Source organism: Anaerocolumna xylanovorans DSM 12503 (genome assembly GCF_900143645.1).
In the GTDB taxonomy this organism is placed as follows: domain Bacteria; phylum Bacillota; class Clostridia; order Lachnospirales; family Lachnospiraceae; genus Anaerocolumna; species Anaerocolumna xylanovorans.
In genome coordinates this window covers 24,955-43,200 of the sequence record NZ_FRFD01000020.1, presented here as the reverse complement: position 1 = coordinate 43,200, position 18,246 = coordinate 24,955, and the positions used below count along the sequence as shown (strand labels likewise).

Genomic DNA, 18,246 nt, shown 5'->3' with positions numbered 1-18,246 from the left:
GTCCGCCACTAAGTTAAAAGTTTCCATCCGAAAACTTCCACTCTTAACTCCGTTCGACTTGCATGTGTTAAGCACGCCGCCAGCGTTCATCCTGAGCCAGGATCAAACTCTCAAATTAAAGTTTAATCATTTCAGAATTAACATTGGCTATTTAGAAGCTTTGGTTTATAGCATAAACCAAGCTTTAAACAATCGTTAATTTCCGTTAGTCTGTGATGCAAATCACACACTACTTTACTGTTTTTTTAGGTCGTATCATTTCTGATACTGTTCTTTTTCAAAATCCAAAGCCGAAGCTTTCCATTTTGAATGAAATTTTAAAGAAAATTTCAGGGTTGTTTCACTGTTCAGTTATCAAGGTTCTTTTTTGCTTCCTGCATTAATTTTCTCATTTGTTAACGCGTCAGCAAGAGATATTCTACCACGTTGTTTCTTCTTTGTCAACATTTATTTTAAATTAATTTCATTTTGTTTTCCAACAAATTCATTTAAAATAAAACGGAGAAAGAGGGATTTGAACCCTCGCGCCGCGCAAACGACCTACACCCTTAGCAGGGGCGCCTCTTCAGCCTCTTGAGTATTTCTCCAGATACTGAACCAACGGGTTTTATTCGGTTGATTTTTATCAACTGTGCACCCACAAATTACCTCGTCAGGTGCATTAGTTAGTATAGCAAACGGGTTGTCTTTTGTCAATCTTTTTTTAAACAATTTTCAAACAATTTTGCATATTTAGCTTTTACATCTTCTTTATAGACTTTTACATCCCATGCGTACCGCAAGTCTGCTTGCGGTACTGCCCGAATAGAAAATGAATTATGCTTTCCTATAATTCACACTACAGCCTTTAGTTTACTTGTTTTTCCGAAATAATATTCAAAATAGAATATTGTTTTCTATAAATTTAAAAATTCATCAACAGCAATGTCATACAAATTATTTCCATCGCTGTCTACTACTACTATAACTGGAAAATCTTCAACATACAATTCTCTTATTGCTTCCGTACCAAGATCGTCATAGGCAATTATTCTTGAGCTTTTTATTTTTTTCGAAAGCAGTGCACCGGCTCCTCCGACAGCAGCAAAATACACTCCTTTGTTTTTTACAATAGATTCTATCACCTCTTCACTTCTCTTACCCTTGCCAATCATTCCTTTTAGGCCATTTTCCAATAGCAGAGGAGTATATTTATCCATACGGCTGCTAGTGGTAGGTCCGGCGGAACCGATAATCTGACCTTCTTTTTCCGGTGTAGGACCCAAATAATATACAATACTATCTTTTATAGGGAAGGGCATACTTTCTCCTTTAAAAGATGCTTCATACATTCTTTGATGTGCAGCATCTCTTGCACTGTAAATTGTACCGGTAATATATACGTAATCTCCTGCTCCTAAATCCTTAATAACTTCTTCCTTTAAAGGAGTTTTTATATACTTTTCCATACATATTCTCCACTTATATTTATTTTTATATACTGCATAGATAAGGGGTATGAAAAATGCAATGCATTTTTCTGTCTAACACCCCTGCAAACCACATTTGCCTGTATTTATTCACTTTTTCTTATCTTTCAAGAGTGTTTGTCCACAAAGCAGAGCTTTTTTTATATAGTTTTGTGGATAAATCATTTGTTTTTTCAAATAATTCTGGATAAATGTCTGTTAACATGGCAACAAATATTAATTGCAACCGGCAGTGCTGCTATATGTGTCGGATATACCTCTATATTCACTCCCAGTGCAGTGACCTTTCCGCCAAAACCTCCCGGTCCGATGCCAAGTTCATTAATTTCTTTTAGAAGTTCTTGCTCCAGATTCTTTATATGCTCTATTTCGGAAGATTTATCAATACTTCTGGTAAGTGCCTTTTTGGAAAGTATGGCTGCCTTTTCAAAACTTCCTCCAATTCCTACACCCACTACTATGGGCGGGCAGGCATTGGGACCTGCCAGACGAACGGTTTCTATTACTGCTTTTTTTATTCCTTCCACTCCGTCTGCAGGTTTCAGCATATAAATGCGGCTCATATTTTCACTTCCAAACCCTTTAGGCGCCACTGTTATTTCAATATTTTCTCCTGGAATTATCTCATAATGTATAATACCAGGGGTATTATCATTGGTATTTTCTCTTATTAGGGGATCTGAAACTACTGATTTTCTTAAATATCCTTCCTTATAACCCTGTCTTATTCCTTCGTTGATGGCATCTTCTAAGGGATTTCCTTCTATTACGACTTGTTGCCCGATTTTCATAAATATTATTGCCATTCCGGTATCCTGGCAAATTGGTATTCCTTCTTCCCTTGCTATTTTCATATTTTCTTCCAACTGTCCGAGAATCTGCCTTCCCAGGATACTTTTTTCTTCTCCTGCCCCTTTACTTATGGCATTATTGATATCAGCAGACAGTTGATAGTTTGCTTCAATACACATTTCTTTAATATTTTGGGTTAGCACATCTGTATGTATAACTCTCATAATAACTCCTTTCGTGCATATCGCAAGCTGTCCTGCAATACTGGTTAAATAAAACTAAAAATAAAAAGAGCCCAAGCCAGAGATAAAATAATAGATTCCATCTTCTGCTTAGGCTCTTTCCTAGTGTTTATTCATCTCTTTCATCATCTTTATCATTTTCGGAAACTGAATTATCGTAATCTTCCAGATCTTCTATTTCTTCTTCCTCTGCTTCTTCTCTTTCAAAAGATTCACTGGTTTCTTCCTCCAGTTCTTTTTCCAGTTCTTTGATAACTTCCTCTTCCGAACTCGTATCCTTCACTTTTGCGATACTGGCAACCGTAATATCATTTTCAATATCCATATTGATTAAACGCACACCGGATGTTATCCTGCCCAGATTTGAAATACCATTTACCATAAGCCTTATGACAATTCCCTCTGTGGTTATTATCATGACCTCATTTTCATCATTAACCGCTTTTACACCAACCACATATCCGGTTTTTTCGGTTATCTTATAGCATTTAACACCTTTTCCCCCTCTTCTTTGAACGCTGAATTCATTCATTTCCGTACGCTTACCCATACCCTTTTCCGAAACAAAAAGTAAACATTCTCCCTGGGTATTTAACTGCATACCTATAATTTCATCACCATCTTCTAAATTCATTCCAATTACGCCCATAGAAGTACGGCCAGTCTTACGCACATCTTTTTCATTAAAACGAATACACTGACCCTGTTTGGTTACCAAGATGATATCTTTTTGGTTGTTTGTTGCCTTTACTTCTATTAACTCATCATCTTCTCTAAGATTAATTGCCTGGAGACCCGTTTTTCTTATATTTTGATATTCCATAATAGGCGTCTTTTTAACAATTCCTTTTTTGGTTGCCATAAATAAATATTTACTCTTATGGTAATCCTTTAAGGGTATAATAGCTGTTATTCTTTCTTCCGGCAGTAAGGAAAGAAGGTTTATAATTGCAGTTCCTCTTGCCGTTCTTCCGGATTCAGGAATTTCATAGGCTTTCAAACGATATACTCTTCCCTTATTGGTAAAGAACATAATATAGTGATGGGAAGTGGTCATCAGGAGCTCTTCAATAAAATCCTCTTCAATGGTCTGCATTCCCTTGATACCTTTACCGCCTCTGTGCTGGCTCTTGAAATTATCCACTGTCATTCTTTTAATATATCCTAACCGTGTCATAGCAAGCACAATATTCTCATTGGGTATTAAATCTTCCGTAGTAAAATCTTCTTCATCGAAACCTATGGAAGTTCTTCTGTCATCTCCGTATTTATCTCTTATTACCGTAATTTCTTCTTTGATAACGGAAAGAAGTTTTTTTGTATCGGCGAGAATAGCTTTATATTCATCAATTTTATCCATTAATTCCTTATACTCTGCTTCTAATCTCTCTCTTTCCAGACCGGTTAACGCACGGAGTCTCATATCAACAATTGCCTGAGACTGTACTTCTGTTAACTGAAAATTCTGCATCAATCTTTCTTTTGCAATAGCAGTATTCTGAGAAGACCTTATAATTCTTATTACTTCATCAATATTGTCAAGAGCAATTAATAATCCCTGTAAAATATGTGCTCTTTCTTCTGCTTTGTTTAAATCATATCTGGTCCTTCTGGTTACAACTTCTTCCTGATGCAGAATATAGTATCTAAGCATTTCGTAAAGATTAAGTACTCTGGGTTCGTTATTTACAAGCGCAATCATGATAACCCCAAAGGTATCCTGCATCTGAGTATGTTTATATAACTGGTTCAGCATTACATTAGCATTCACATCTCTTCTAAGCTCAATACAAATGCGCATACCCGTTCTGTCAGATTCATCACGAAGCTCTGTAATACCATCAATTTTTTTATCCTTTACCAATTCAGCTATTTTTTCAATAAGCCTTGCTTTATTTACCATGTAAGGAAGTTCCGTTACAACAATTCGGTTCTTTCCATTTGCCATAGTCTCTATATCGGTTACTGCACGTACTTTAATCTTACCTCTTCCGGTACGATAAGCCTCTTCAATCCCTCTGACACCTAAAATTGATGCACCGGTAGGAAAATCAGGTCCTTTTATAATTTCAAGGATTTCTTCCATGGAGGTATCTCTGTCTTCGTTAATGCTGTTATCAATCATCTTAATTACAGCATTAATAACCTCCTTTAAATTATGAGGCGGGATATTGGTAGCCATACCAACAGCAATTCCTGACGTACCGTTTACCAAAAGATTTGGAAATCTGGAGGGAAGAACGGTAGGTTCTTTTTCCGTCTCATCAAAGTTCGGTACAAAATCTACCGTATCTTTGTTGATGTCAGAAAGCATTTCCATTGATATCTTACTTAATCTTGCTTCGGTATAACGCATGGCGGCAGCACTGTCACCGTCGACAGAACCAAAATTTCCATGACCGTCAATCAAAGGATATCTGGTTGAAAAATCCTGGGCTAGCTTAACCAAAGCATCATAAATAGAACTATCCCCATGAGGATGGTATTTACCCATGGTATCACCAACAATACGGGCACATTTACGGTGCGGCTTGTCCGGCCCATTATTTAGTTCTATCATGGCATATAATATTCTTCGTTGTACCGGTTTTAAACCATCACGTACATCTGGCAGCGCACGGGCTGCTATTACAGACATGGCATAATCGATATACGATGTTTCCATGGTCTTTTTTAAGTCGACTTCATGGACTTTGTCAAAGATATTCTCATCCATTTATATTCCTCCATCTATGCTTTGTATAGCAAAATACGGATTATATATCAAGGTTCCTTACATATTTTGCATTTTTCTCTATAAACTCTCTTCTGGGTTCCACTTTATCACCCATCAGGGTTGTAAAGGTCATATCAATTTCTGAGGATTCTTCTTCATCAATGGTTACTCTTAACAGAATTCTTTTTTCAGGATCCATGGTAGTATCCCAAAGCTGCTCTGCATCCATCTCTCCTAAACCTTTATACCTCTGTATCTTGTTATTACCGTCTCGTCCCAGTTCCGTAAGTATCTGGTCCAGTTCCGGGTCACTGTATGCATATTTTACAGTTTTGCTTTTTTCAACCTTATAAAGAGGCGGCTGTGCCATATATACATGTCCCTGTCTTATTAATTCCGGCATGAAACGATAGAAAAAGGTTAACAGCAAAGTACTGATATGGGAGCCATCCACATCCGCATCTGTCATAATAATAATCTTATGATACCTTAACCTTGAGATATCAAAATCATCTGATATTCCTGTTCCAAAAGCAGTAATCATGGCTTTAATCTCATTATTGACCAGTATCTTATCAAGCCTTGATTTTTCTACATTTAATATTTTTCCACGCAAAGGAAGTATCGCCTGGGTAGCTCTTGACCTGGCAGTTTTAGCTGAGCCACCGGCAGAATCACCCTCTACGATATAGATTTCGCAATTTTTTGGATCCTTATCGGAGCAATCGGCAAGTTTCCCCGGAAGGCTCATGCCTTCTAAAGCCGTCTTTCTTCTGGTAAGATCCCTTGCTTTTCTTGCAGCATCCCTTGCCCTCTGTGCTAAAATAGATTTTTCTAATATCATCTTAGCAACCGTAGGGTTTTGCTCTAAAAAGTAAGTAAGCTGCTCACTTACGATACCGTCAACAGCACCTCGTGCTTCACTGTTGCCTAACTTTTGTTTGGTCTGACCTTCAAACTGTGGATCAGGAATCTTAATGCTGACAATAGCAGTAAGACCTTCCCTGATATCTTCTCCGCTAAGATTCGTTTCGTTATCCTTTAAGTATTTATTATTTCTCGCATAGTCATTAAAGGTTTTGGTAATTGCATTTTTAAAACCGGCAAGATGGGTTCCCCCTTCCGGTGTTGTTATATTATTTACAAAACTATAACAGCCTTCCGTGTAGGTTCCGTTATGCTGCATGGCAACCTCTACATAAACATCATCCTTGGTTCCTTCACAATAAATGATTTCAGGATATAAAGGATCTTTGTGCTTGTTCAGATATTCCACATATTCCTTGATACCGCCCGCATAATGAAATTCCTTTTCAACTTTTGTTTCTTCTCTGTCATCCGTAAGAACTATTCTTAAATTTTTGGTAAGAAACGCCATTTCTCTTAAGCGCTGCTTTAGAATCTCATAATCGTATACGGTTTCTTCAAATATTTCCTTATCCGGCAAAAAAGTAACTGTTGTACCTCTTTTGTCAGTATCACCAATTACTTTTAAAGGATAGACCGCTTTGCCCCTTTCAAATCTTTGTTTATGAATCGTACCATCCTGATAGATCATTACCTCAAGCCACTCAGAAAGAGCATTTACAACCGAAGCACCTACTCCATGAAGTCCTCCCGATACCTTGTATCCGCCTCCTCCGAATTTGCCTCCGGCATGCAGAATAGTAAAAACCACCTCAACGGCAGGTATTCCCTTTTTATGATTGATACCTACCGGTATCCCTCTTCCGTTATCAACAACTGTTATAGAATTGTCTTTATTGATAGTAACTTCAATCCTGTCACAGACTCCTGCCAATGCTTCGTCTACTGCATTATCTACAATTTCATAGACCAGGTGATGCAGTCCTTTTGAGGAAGTACTGCCAATATACATACCCGGCCTTTTTCTTACTGCTTCCAATCCTTCCAGTATTTGTATTTGATCTGCACCATATTCCGTACTCATACATTGCCTCCTGTCTTTTTCTGGGTGAAATCCATCTTATCAAAATTTATGCTGGTAACAGTTCCTTCTGTAACCTTAAATATCCGGTCACATTGAACCCTATTTTGAACCATTTCTTCTAGTCCTGTACAAGTTATTATTGTTTGTATATCATGAATACTGTTAAGTAAATAATTTTGCCGCTTTCTGTCAAGCTCAGAAAGTACATCATCCAACAGCAAAATCGGCTGATTTTTTGTAATTCTTTTCACAACCTCAATCTCCGCCAGCTTCAATGAAAGAGCTGCTGTTCTTTGCTGACCCTGTGAACCAAATTTTCGGATATCTATCGTACCATTCAAGAAACTGATATCATCTCTATGGGGACCTGTTCCTGTACTTTTTAGAGCTATATCTCTCTCCAAGAACTTTTTAATGGTTTCTTCAAAAGAATTTTTATCAGTATTTGGCTCATAGTGAATCGTAAGAGACTCTTTTTTACCGGATAAATTGCTATGTATGCTGTCCACAATCGGGTTCAGTGTCCTAATAAAATTTTCTCTGCCCTCCATGACTTTTATTCCATGAAAGACTAATTGATCATCCCATACACTTATTGTATCCAATAATTTCCTGTTGAAACTTATTTGCTTTAATAAATTATTTCTTTGGTTAATAATTTTATGATAATTTGATAAGTGATAAAAATAAACTTTATCAAGCTGGCATAATTCCATATCTAAAAAACGTCTTCTTTCTGAAGGTCCGTTTTTAATAATACCTAGATCTTCAGGAGAGAAAAATACATAATTAACTATCCCAAGAAGCTCGCTTGACTTTTTAATGGGAATACCGTCAATGGCGACACCTTTTGCTTTATTCTTCTTGAGATGAATATCAATTTTATGAGAAATTCCTTTATTCTCCAGAATAATTCTTATGTGAGATTCTTCTTTTTCAAATTTTATAATTTCCCTGTCCTTACTGTTTCTGTGGGATTTTGTAGTTCCGCACATATATAAAGACTCCAGTATGTTAGTTTTTCCCTGGGCATTGTCACCATACAAAATATTAACACCCTGTGAGAAATCCATTGAAAGATTCTCATAATTTCTGTAATCCTTAAGCTCCAAAGTCTTAATAAACATACTAGCTCCCATGGCATAAATTATCTTGTTTTACTGCTTCAAATCAAGGTGTAAATACTTTTTCAAACTAACCCCATGAATTTCGCAAGTTTACTTGCGAAACTGCCCAAATAGAAAGTGAAAAATGCTTTCTATTTTTCACACTAACTGAACTATTTTTCTATTTTTATGGTTTGATTTTTATACTCAGCTTCATCACCTGCATAAAGTTTTTTCCCTCTTTGCGTTTCGGTCTGACCATTCACTTTTACAAGACCATCCTGTATTACAAGCTTAGCCTCTACTCCCGAATCCACAACCCCGGCAGCTTTCAACGCTTGTCCCAGCTTAATATATTCATCCCTTAATTTGATAACTTCCATGACAGCCTCTTTTCTCAATATATAACCTTAAATTATTGGACCGCCGAATTGAAATTAACCGGCAGTACTAAATAAATATAATTTTCTTCTTTGTCTCTTATGATACAGGGCATTTTTGAATTGATAAGATATATGGATACCTCCTCATCATCAATTACTCTTAAAGCATCAATTAAAAATTTAGGATTAAATCCAATTAAAATATCTTTTCCTTCTTTGGTAATGTCAATTTCCTCATCCATGGAACCAATGGAGGAATTCATCTTTAGCTGCATATTTCCATCTGCTATATTTATGATAATTGGCTTTTTATCAGATTCTTTGACTAATAAGGTGGCTCTGTCAATACAGCTTAACAATTCCTTTTTATTGACGTTTACTTTTGTTTCATAATCACTTGATAACATCTGGTCAATTTTAAAGAAAATGCCCTCAATAAGCCTGGACAAAACAATCGTATCATCAAATTCAAATATTACATGTTTATCTGTAAAATACAATTCTATTTCATCAGCAAATTCACCTGACAAAATTTTACTCACTTCATTTAAGGTCTTTCCAGGTACTATAACTTTTATATCCTGATAAGACTGATGTAATTTTACCTTTCTGACAGAAACTCGGTGACCATCCAGAGAAACAACTTTTAAGTCATCTCCCGTTATTTCAAAAAGTTCACCGGTCATTATTTTATTGCTTTCATTATCAGCTATTGAAAAAACGGTCTGCCTTATAATTTCCTTTAATGTAAACTGTGACAATGTAATCCCACAGTTCTTTTCGATATCCGGCAGAAAAGGAAATTCTTCACTGGAAGAACCGGAAATAGTAAATCTGGCTTTTTCACAGGTTATGAGGGTTGAATAGTTTTCATTTGTCTGTATGGTAACATCATTATCAGGAAGTTTTCTAATAATCTCAGAAAAGATTTTAGAGTTCAATGCAATGGACCCCGGTTCAATAATTTCACCTTTAGCAATTGTTTCGATTCCTAATTCCATATCATTGGCAATCAGCTTTATAGTGTTTTGTTTTACATCTATAACAATGCTTTCTAATATTGGCATAGTCGTTTTTGTAGGTACAGCTTTTAAAACAATATTAACGCGGTTTAAAAGTTCCCCTTTGGGGCAGATAATCTTCATAAATGTGTATAACTCCCTTCCGGCATTTTTATGTAAATATATATAATAAAATTTTATAGCAGTAGTAATAGGGGATGTTAGATTGTGTATAAGCCCTAAAACATCAGAAAATAAAAGCCTTTGGACAAAGTATAACCTTGTGAATGAATTATATAGGGTATCAGGATAAAAATTTAACCTTATAAAGAATTTCAGAGTTATCCCAAGGCTGTTAACAGCTTAATGACATTCTGCTAACAGCCCATTGTGGAAAAAATAAATTCTTTTAAGGATTGATTTTTTTTGTAAGTACATCAATAGTATTTTGCATACTGGGATCGCTTTTTATGTTCTTCTCAACTTTATCAATACCATGAAGAATGGTTGTATGATCTCTGTTACCCATCACTTTGCCGATATCTGAGAGTGAGCAATCTGTAAGTTTTCTGCATAAATACATGGCAATCTGTCTTGGATAAGCAATGTTTCTGCTCTTATTAATAGAATAAATATCATTTGTGCTTATATTAAAGTGTTCTGAAATTACATCTATAATTAATTCGGGAGTAAGCTGTTTTTTGTTGTCGGGAGAAATGAGGTCTTTTAGTGCTTCTTCTGCCAAAGTAACATTAACTTCCTGTTTCTTTAAACGGGAGAGTGCAACTATCTTTGTTAAGGCACCTTCAAGTTCACGAATATTGGATTTAACATTGGTTGCAATATATTTCATGACTTCATTATCAATCTGTAGTCCATCCAACTCCTCTTTTTTCTTTAAGATAGCCATTCTTGTTTCATAATCCGGTGACTGTATATCAACTGTAAGCCCCCATTCAAATCTTGAGCGAAGTCTCTCTTCCAAAGTAAGGATATCTTTAGGTGGCTTATCACTGGAGATAATAATCTGTTTCTTTGACTCATGCAGTGTATTAAAGGTATGGAAAAATTCTTCCTGCGTACTTTCCTTACCGATAATAAACTGAATATCATCAATTAAAAGAACATCTATATTTCTGTATTTTTCACGGAATTCCGTAGGGGTTGTATTGACATTACGGATGGATTCGATCAATTCATTTGTAAACTTCTCACTGGTTACATACATTACCTTGCTGTTTGGGTTCTGTTCTAATATATAGTGGGCAATGGAATGCATTAAGTGAGTTTTTCCAAGTCCAACGCCTCCATATATAAATAGAGGATTATATATTTCAGCAGGTGATTCTGCAACAGCAAGAGATGCTGCATGAGCAAGATTGTTATTAGCACCTACCACAAAGGTATCGAAAGTATAACGAGGATTTAAAAAAGAAAGCCCATTTTTTTGATTCTTATTTTTGCTAGAGGAGTCTGCCTTATCATAGGCTTTCTTTACCTCTATCTGGCTTTCTAATATAAATTCAATATCATAATTATGATTCATAATTTCTGTAATAGAAACCTTTAAGGGTATTCCATATTTTCTACTAATGAAATTTTTACTGTCAGGGCCGATCATTTTATCATCGATAGAAATGGTTATTAAATTGCCTTTAACGGAATACACTTTTAATGGAAGCAGCCATGTTTTAAAGGAAACATCGGTTACACAATGTTCGATTTTAAGATATTCCAGTATTTCGTCCCATTTTTCCTGTACTTCGTTCATTACTCTAATCTCCCTAAAATAAAATTTCATACATTCTTCTTTATATGATATAACAAAATTGTGGATATTTCAATGATAATATGTAACTAAAATGGTCAATAAGCAGAGATATCCCCAGGGGAAAATACATTAATAACATCTATGTGAATAAATTATCCAGGATATTAACAACCTAAAATGCGAACAAAAAAGGGATTTTGTGAAAGAAAAGGACAAAATATACACACCATTTCACAAAGTTATCCACAAATCATCAACAATTTGTGGATAACTTTGTGTGAAAAGAGTGTTTTTAAAAATTTTTCTATTTTTTTGAAATAATTATACTATTTATGGAAATAAATAAAGGAAGAATATTACATATCTTCATTCTATGTAATAAATGACTGCAAGAAACACTTGACGTACAAGCATTTCAAAGATATAATAAACATAATATTTTATATTATTAAAATAGAATAAATACGCTTACCATTATGTTTTGGTATATATAAAGGAGGTGCCCGTTATGAAAATGACATTTCAGCCTAAAAAAAGAAGCAGGTCCAAAGTTCATGGATTTAGAGCTAGAATGAGTACTGCCAATGGCAGAAAAGTAATATCCTCAAGAAGAGCAAAAGGCAGACACAAATTATCAGCATAGGTCGCATTACTGTGGCCTTTTCTTCTCTTCGTCTATTGCAAAGAAAGGGCCGTGATATTTTGAGATTATCAGAATCAATGAAAAAAAATGCCAACTTTAAGTCCGTATATAAAAGCGGTAAATCCTATGCCAATACGTATCTGATTATGTATGTAATGGAAAATAGTACAAAACGGAATAAAATCGGAATTTCGGTTAGTAAAAAAGTTGGCAACAGTGTAATTAGGCACAGGATTACCAGATTAATCAGAGAAAGTTACAGATTAAACGAGGAAATGTTTAATAGTGGTTTAGACATTATCGTTATTGCAAGAGCAGGAGCTAAGGGTAAAAAATACTTGGAAATAAACAGTGCATTACTGCATTTAGCAAGAATGCATAGAATTCTGAAAGAGACAATTAAATCGTGATGAAGCGAGTTTTAATAGGAATGATAAGATTCTACAGGAAATTTATTTCACCCTTAAAGGGAAGGTCAAGCTGTATCTATGTACCTACCTGCTCTTTGTATGCTATTCAGGCACTGGAAAAATATGGAGTATTTAAAGGCAGCTATTTGGCTGTAAGACGTATTTTAAGATGCCACCCTTTTCATGCAGGTGGATATGATCCGGTGCCGTAACAGCAATTCTATTTACTGCAAGTTCAGAGTACCCAAGGAGGAAAAAAATTGTTTGAGGCAGTATTAACCCAAAGTAGTGGGATATTAGGACCCATAGCGACTTTATTAGGATGGATATTAAATGGTATCTATGAATTCTTAGGACTGTTTGGAATACACAATGTAGCATTGGTAATTGTTTTGTTTACCTTTATTGTAAGAGGCCTTATGACTCCTCTGACGATAAAACAGCAGAAATTCAGTAAACTTTCTGCTAAAATGAATCCTGAACTTACGGCAATAACTGCAAAGTACAAGGGAAAAAAAGATGAAGCATCTATGAAAAAGCAGCAGGCTGAGACCCAGTCTGTATATATGAAGTATGGAGCTAACCCTACTTCCGGATGTCTTCCTTTATTGATACAGCTTCCTATCATGTTTGCATTATATCAGGTAATATACCGGATACCGGCCTATGTTAATGATATTAATGTCTGGTATAATAATATTGGTGAAGCTATTCTTCATAACGGTAACTATATCGAGATCATGAAAGAGTTTGCAAAAACTACTCAGGTTAATTTGAAGACCTTCACAGAAATGTCAGGCGGAACTTTAACACCAAATCATATAATTGATATATTGGCAAAATTCTCTTCTGATAACTGGAATGAATTGATTACGAAATTCCCTACACTTGAGACAATAATTAGAACAAATTCTATAAAAATTATTGATGTAAACAGTCTTTTTAATACAATAAACATCCTTGACAGACCGGGACTTAAGTTTCCTGGAATTTTAATTCCTTTCTTAGCAGCTGGTTTTCAGTTTATCCAGACAAAGCAGATGATGGCTGCGAACCCGACTCCTATTGATAAGGATAATCCTATGTCTGCATCTATGGGAATGATGAATAATGTAATGCCTATAATGTCAGGTGTATTCTGTTTTATGTTCCCTGTAGGTATCGGCATATACTGGATTGCAGGCAGTATATTTGCAATTGGTCAGCAGTTTATTATTAACAGAATTCTTGGAAAAGTCGATATTGACGATATGATAAAGAGAAATGTGGAAAAGGCAAGTAAAAAGAAAGCAAAATTAGGACTTGATCCAAATGCTACTTTAGAAGACCTGGCTAAGAAACAGACAAAATCAATTTCATCAAAGGTTCAGGCACCTGAAAGTACAAGTTCTACTGCTGCTTATGCAAATGTAGTTAAGAAAAATTATGGTGATTCGAATTCAGGGAAAAGTGATGTTTCTTATAAGCCGGGAAGTATTTCGGCCAATGCTAATCTCCTGAAAACGAAGAACAAGGATAATAAGGGGGATAAATAAAATGGATTGGTTAGAAATTACTGCAAAAACTGTCGATGAAGCTATAACAGAAGCACTTATAAAGTTGCAGACGACCAGCGACAGAATAGAATATGAAGTAATTGAAAAAGAGAGCAGCGGATTTTTGGGACTGTTCAATAAACCAGCTAAAATCAAAGCAAGAATGAAGCAGGGCGTTGATTATGCCGCAAAAGATTTCTTAAATAAAGTATTTAAGGCGATGGAAGTTAAAGCCACTGTCGATATTAATTATAATGAAGAAGAATCTTTTATGGATATTAATGTATTGGGCGAAGACATGGGTGTATTGATAGGTAAAAGAGGTCAAACCCTGGATTCTCTTCAATATCTGGTTAGTCTGGTGTTAAATAAGGACAGCGATAAATATATTAAGGTAAAACTTGATACAGAAAATTACAGGCAGAGAAGAAAAGAAACATTAGAAAACCTGGGAAAAAATATTGCATTTAAAGTAAAGAGGACAAAAAAGTCTGTTGCCCTTGAACCTATGAATCCTTATGAAAGAAGAATTATCCATTCCGTTTTACAAAACGATAAATATGTGGAAACCCACAGCGAGGGAGAAGAGCCTTTTAGAAGAGTAGTTGTAACCTTGAAAAAGAGTACTCAGACGAAAGATTATAAATATAATAACCATAGCAGTAATTATAAACCGCAGTACGGCAATAAACCTAAAAAAGAATACAGCGGATACACTCATAAACAGAGAGAAGATGTAGTTAAGACAAGTGAATTAGAATAAGAAAAAGGGCGTATTGAAGGTAATTGCTTTGATACGCCTTTTTTAAGAATATGCGGTAATGTTAAAAAGAGAAAAGAAAATAAAAGAGAAAGGATGCCAAAGAAATTCTTTTTCTCTTAGGATAAGGCAGAATATTAGTTTATTTGGATATAGGTATGAATACAGATACAATAGCAGCAATTGCTACTGCTGTAAATAACAGCGGAATTAGTATTATCCGAATCAGCGGACCGGATGCAATTATGGTTGCAGACAAGGTATTTAAGGCTAAGAACGAAAATAAAAAATTAGCCTCTGTACCAAGCCATACAATTCATTATGGTTATATAAAAAGCCATGAATTAACGATAGATGAAGTATTAGTAATGGTAATGAAGGCTCCCAACAGTTACACGAAGGAAGATATTGTTGAGATTAATTGCCATGGGGGAATTATTGTAACAAAAAAAGTTTTGGAAGAGGTAATTAAGAGTGGAGCAAGGATAGCGGAGCCCGGTGAATTTACAAAAAGAGCTTTCCTAAATGGAAGAATTGATTTATCCCAGGCAGAAGCGGTATCAGATATTATCAATGCAAAAAATAATTATGCCTTAAAGAATTCCTTAAATCAGTTAAAGGGAACTGTATATAAAAAAATAAAAGAGCTGCGAAAAAATATATTGCATGACCTGGCATATCTGGAAGCTGGCCTTGACGATCCTGAGCATATAGACATTGGCGGCTTTCGGAATGAGCTTCTTAATAATATAATAAATTACAAAAAAGATATTAAGAAACTTCTGGATACAGTAAATAACGGAAGATTGATAAAAGAGGGTATTAAAACAGTAATACTTGGAAAACCCAATGCGGGAAAATCCTCGCTTCTTAATGCATTAATAGGAGCGGAAAGAGCAATCGTCACCGATATACCGGGGACAACCAGGGATACTTTGGAGGAAACTCTTATGATAGGAGATTTATGCCTTAATATCGTGGATACAGCCGGTATCAGAAATACCACCGATGTGGTAGAAAGTATGGGAGTAAAGAGAGCCAGATTAATGAGTGAAGAAAGTGATTTGATACTTTATGTCGTTGATGCCTCAGAGCCGCTGGATGAAAATGATGAAGAAATTATCAATATGATTAAAAGTCGAAATGCAGTCATCTTGTTAAATAAATCTGATTTAGAGCAAGTTATTACAGTAGAAGAGATAAAAGAAAAAGCGGATAAGAAAGTTCTTCTGATATCAGCCAGGGAAAAAGAAGGCCTGGAGGAATTAGAAGAGTATATTAAGGATATTTATTTTAAGGGTATGTTAGAATATAACGATGAAGTATATATTACAAATCTAAGGCAGGAAGAGGCATTAAGAATGAGCCTGGAAAGCCTTGAGATGGTTCAGAAAACGATAGAAGATGATATGCCGGAAGATTTATATGCCGTTGATATGATGAGTTCTTATGAAGCTTTAGGAAAGATAACAGGGGAACAGGTTGATGAAGATTTAATCAATACAATATTCAGGGAATTTTGTATGGGAAAGTAAGGTTTGGAGGAAGTTATGCCACATATATATGAGAGCTATGATGTCGTAGTAGTTGGAGCAGGACATGCAGGCTGTGAAGCTGCTCTTGCTTGTGCAAGACTTGGTTTGAATACAATGATTGTAACTATTAGTATGGACAGCATTGCATTAATGCCCTGTAATCCCAATATAGGAGGTACATCAAAGGGACATTTAGTAAAAGAAATTGATGCATTGGGCGGAGAGATGGGTAAGAATATTGATAAGACATATATTCAATCTAAGATGCTTAATGTATCAAAAGGACCGGCTGTACACTCACTTAGAGCTCAGGCCGATAAACAGGATTACAGCAGGGAAATGCGAAGAATTCTGGAAAATACAGAGAATCTTACATTAAAGCAGGCGGAAGTGACAGAAATCCTGATTGAAAATGAAAAGGTAACAGGAATAAAAACATATTCTGAGGCAGTCTATCCATGCAGGGCAGTTATCCTTTGCACTGGAACCTACTTAAATGCAAAATGTATAACCGGAGAAATCAGTAACTATACCGGACCAAATGGGTTGAAAGCAGCAAATTATCTTACAGATTCGTTAAAGAAGGCTGGGATTGAAATGTACCGCTTCAAGACCGGTACCCCTGCCAGGATTGATAAAAGATCAATTGATTTTAGTAAGATGGAAGAACAGCCTGGAGACGAAGAAACAGTTCCTTTTTCTTTTACCAATAAAGAAGAAGACATCAAAAAGGAACAGGTCCCCTGTTGGCTTACTTATACCAATGAATCAACACATAAAATTATACGTGATAATATACACCGTTCTCCTTTATTTAGCGGAGATATAAAAGGAACAGGTCCAAGGTACTGTCCTTCTATTGAAGATAAGGTGGTTAAATTCGCTGATAAGGACAGGCATCAGGTATTTATTGAACCGGAAGGAAATTACACCAATGAAATGTATATAGGCGGAATGTCAAGCTCCTTACCGGAGGATGTCCAATACCAGATGTATAGAAGTGTAGCCGGTCTGGAGAATGCCAAAATAGTCCGGAATGCTTATGCTATTGAATATGATTGCATCAATCCGAATCAGCTGAAAGCATCCTTGGAATTTAAAAATGTTGAAGGATTGTTTAGCGGAGGGCAATTTAACGGAAGTTCGGGTTATGAAGAAGCTGCAGCCCAGGGATTAATAGCAGGAATTAATGCGGCAATGAAACTTCTTGAAAGAAAGCCTTTAATATTGGATCGTTCCGAGGCTTATATTGGAGTATTAATTGATGATCTTGTTACAAAAGAAACCTTTGAGCCTTATAGAATGATGACCTCAAGAGCAGAGTACAGGTTATTACTGCGGCAGGATAATGCAGATATCCGTCTGACGAAGATAGGTTACGAAATAGGCCTTATCAGTGAAGAGAGGAATCAGGTCCTCCTGACGAAAGAAGAAAGTATTGCGAAAGAAATGAAGAGGGTAAATGAAGCCTTAATAGGAGCAACCTCTTATGTACAGGACTTTCTTAATAAGAATGGAAGCCAAAGCTTAAAGACAGGAGTAACAATAGGTGAATTAATACGAAGACCGGAATTAAATTATGATTTACTGGAGCCAATTGATCTGGAAAGAAAACCATTGCCTAAAGATGTACGCGATCAGGTAAATATTAATATAAAGTATGAGGGATATATTGAAAGGCAATTGAGGCAGGTTGAACAATTTAAAAAGCTGGAGAATAAAAGAATACCGGACGATTTGGATTATGAACAGGTGAAAAGTCTAAGAATTGAGGCCAGACAAAAGCTTATGAAATTAAGACCGGCTTCTGTTGGACAGGCATCCAGAATCTCAGGAGTATCACCGGCAGATATTTCAGTATTGTTAGTATATCTGGAACAATTCAGGAGAAAGCATAATTAAGAAAAGTGTTAGTGGACTTGTCTCCAGACA

The 18,246-nt window shown here is 35.7% G+C and carries 14 protein-coding genes, 1 tRNA gene, 1 rRNA gene and 1 pseudogene; 7 read left to right on the top strand and 10 right to left on the bottom strand.

All coding sequences use genetic code 11. The features are described 5' to 3' along the window. From BUF11_RS23620 to dnaA, 10 genes are all read right to left on the bottom strand, one after another. Positions 1–118, bottom strand: a 16S ribosomal RNA gene (locus BUF11_RS23620); the annotation flags it as partial. Positions 119–499: 381 nt separating this feature from the next. Further along, positions 500–587: transfer RNA gene (locus tag BUF11_RS23615), tRNA-Ser, on the bottom strand. A 309-nt stretch (positions 588–896) separates the two neighbouring features. Continuing rightward, positions 897–1,448 (bottom strand): Fe-S-containing hydro-lyase, encoded by a 552-nt coding sequence (locus BUF11_RS23610; RefSeq protein ID WP_073591332.1) that lies wholly within the window; start codon positions 1,446–1,448, stop codon positions 897–899. A 194-nt stretch (positions 1,449–1,642) separates the two neighbouring features. Further along, a complete protein-coding gene (locus BUF11_RS23605; protein WP_073591331.1) occupies positions 1,643–2,485 on the bottom strand; it encodes a fumarate hydratase in 843 nt (280 codons plus the stop codon). A gap of 127 nt (positions 2,486–2,612) precedes the next feature. After that, entirely contained in the window at positions 2,613–5,219 is a 2,607-nt protein-coding gene (gyrA, locus tag BUF11_RS23600) for a DNA gyrase subunit A (protein WP_073591330.1), read from the bottom strand. 40 nt (positions 5,220–5,259) lie between these two features. Then, a complete protein-coding gene (gyrB, locus tag BUF11_RS23595) occupies positions 5,260–7,170 on the bottom strand; it encodes a DNA topoisomerase (ATP-hydrolyzing) subunit B (RefSeq protein WP_073591329.1) in 1,911 nt (636 codons plus the stop codon). Next, a complete protein-coding gene (recF, locus tag BUF11_RS23590; protein WP_073591328.1) occupies positions 7,167–8,297 on the bottom strand; it encodes a DNA replication/repair protein RecF in 1,131 nt (376 codons plus the stop codon). Before recF ends, gyrB begins: the two co-directional genes overlap by 4 nt. Before the next feature lie 152 nt (positions 8,298–8,449). Beyond that, positions 8,450–8,659, bottom strand: a complete 210-nt coding sequence (locus BUF11_RS23585) for an RNA-binding S4 domain-containing protein (protein WP_073591327.1) — start codon at positions 8,657–8,659, stop codon at positions 8,450–8,452. 32 nt (positions 8,660–8,691) lie between these two features. Continuing rightward, positions 8,692–9,804 carry a DNA polymerase III subunit beta gene (dnaN, locus tag BUF11_RS23580; protein ID WP_073591326.1) on the bottom strand — a complete coding sequence of 371 codons (1,113 nt, stop codon included), beginning with the start codon at positions 9,802–9,804 and terminating at the stop codon, positions 8,692–8,694. 265 nt (positions 9,805–10,069) lie between these two features. Beyond that, entirely contained in the window at positions 10,070–11,431 is a 1,362-nt protein-coding gene (gene dnaA, locus BUF11_RS23575) for a chromosomal replication initiator protein DnaA (RefSeq protein ID WP_084558857.1), read from the bottom strand. A 508-nt stretch (positions 11,432–11,939) separates the two neighbouring features. Here dnaA and rpmH point away from each other — a divergent pair. From rpmH to mnmG, 7 genes and pseudogenes are all read left to right on the top strand, one after another. Beyond that, positions 11,940–12,074 (top strand): 50S ribosomal protein L34, encoded by a 135-nt coding sequence (rpmH, locus tag BUF11_RS23570; RefSeq protein WP_073591324.1) that lies wholly within the window; start codon positions 11,940–11,942, stop codon positions 12,072–12,074. 59 nt (positions 12,075–12,133) lie between these two features. After that, positions 12,134–12,484, top strand: a complete 351-nt coding sequence (gene rnpA / locus BUF11_RS23565) for a ribonuclease P protein component (RefSeq protein ID WP_073591323.1) — start codon at positions 12,134–12,136, stop codon at positions 12,482–12,484. Further along, complete coding sequence (gene yidD / locus BUF11_RS23560; protein ID WP_073591322.1) at positions 12,484–12,696, top strand: membrane protein insertion efficiency factor YidD; 213 nt, start codon at positions 12,484–12,486, stop codon at positions 12,694–12,696. The genes rnpA and yidD overlap by 1 nt, the downstream gene beginning before the upstream one ends. A gap of 48 nt (positions 12,697–12,744) precedes the next feature. After that, on the top strand, positions 12,745–14,019 hold the full coding sequence (locus BUF11_RS23555; protein WP_073591321.1) for a YidC/Oxa1 family membrane protein insertase: 1,275 nt from the start codon (positions 12,745–12,747) through the stop codon (positions 14,017–14,019). 1 nt (position 14,020) lies between these two features. Further along, on the top strand, positions 14,021–14,782 hold the full coding sequence (gene jag, locus BUF11_RS23550) for an RNA-binding cell elongation regulator Jag/EloR (protein WP_073591320.1): 762 nt from the start codon (positions 14,021–14,023) through the stop codon (positions 14,780–14,782). 155 nt (positions 14,783–14,937) lie between these two features. Beyond that, entirely contained in the window at positions 14,938–16,314 is a 1,377-nt protein-coding gene (gene mnmE, locus BUF11_RS23545; protein WP_073591319.1) for a tRNA uridine-5-carboxymethylaminomethyl(34) synthesis GTPase MnmE, read from the top strand. Beyond that, positions 16,280–18,216 (top strand): annotated as a pseudogene (mnmG, locus tag BUF11_RS23540) (tRNA uridine-5-carboxymethylaminomethyl(34) synthesis enzyme MnmG). Before mnmE ends, mnmG begins: the two are co-directional and overlap by 35 nt. The last annotated feature ends 30 nt before the right edge of the window (positions 18,217–18,246 follow it).

Coding starts and splice junctions, on each gene's coding strand:
- BUF11_RS23610 (WP_073591332.1), bottom strand. CDS start 1,448: ATGGAAAAGTATATAAAAACTCCTTTAAAGGAAGAAGTTATTAAGGAT.
- BUF11_RS23605 (WP_073591331.1), bottom strand. CDS start 2,485: ATGAGAGTTATACATACAGATGTGCTAACCCAAAATATTAAAGAAATG.
- gyrA (WP_073591330.1), bottom strand. CDS start 5,219: ATGGATGAGAATATCTTTGACAAAGTCCATGAAGTCGACTTAAAAAAG.
- gyrB (WP_073591329.1), bottom strand. CDS start 7,170: ATGAGTACGGAATATGGTGCAGATCAAATACAAATACTGGAAGGATTG.
- recF (WP_073591328.1), bottom strand. CDS start 8,297: ATGTTTATTAAGACTTTGGAGCTTAAGGATTACAGAAATTATGAGAAT.
- BUF11_RS23585 (WP_073591327.1), bottom strand. CDS start 8,659: ATGGAAGTTATCAAATTAAGGGATGAATATATTAAGCTGGGACAAGCG.
- dnaN (WP_073591326.1), bottom strand. CDS start 9,804: ATGAAGATTATCTGCCCCAAAGGGGAACTTTTAAACCGCGTTAATATT.
- dnaA (WP_084558857.1), bottom strand. CDS start 11,431: ATGAACGAAGTACAGGAAAAATGGGACGAAATACTGGAATATCTTAAA.
- rpmH (WP_073591324.1), top strand. CDS start 11,940: ATGAAAATGACATTTCAGCCTAAAAAAAGAAGCAGGTCCAAAGTTCAT.
- yidD (WP_073591322.1), top strand. CDS start 12,484: ATGAAGCGAGTTTTAATAGGAATGATAAGATTCTACAGGAAATTTATT.
- jag (WP_073591320.1), top strand. CDS start 14,021: ATGGATTGGTTAGAAATTACTGCAAAAACTGTCGATGAAGCTATAACA.
- mnmE (WP_073591319.1), top strand. CDS start 14,938: ATGAATACAGATACAATAGCAGCAATTGCTACTGCTGTAAATAACAGC.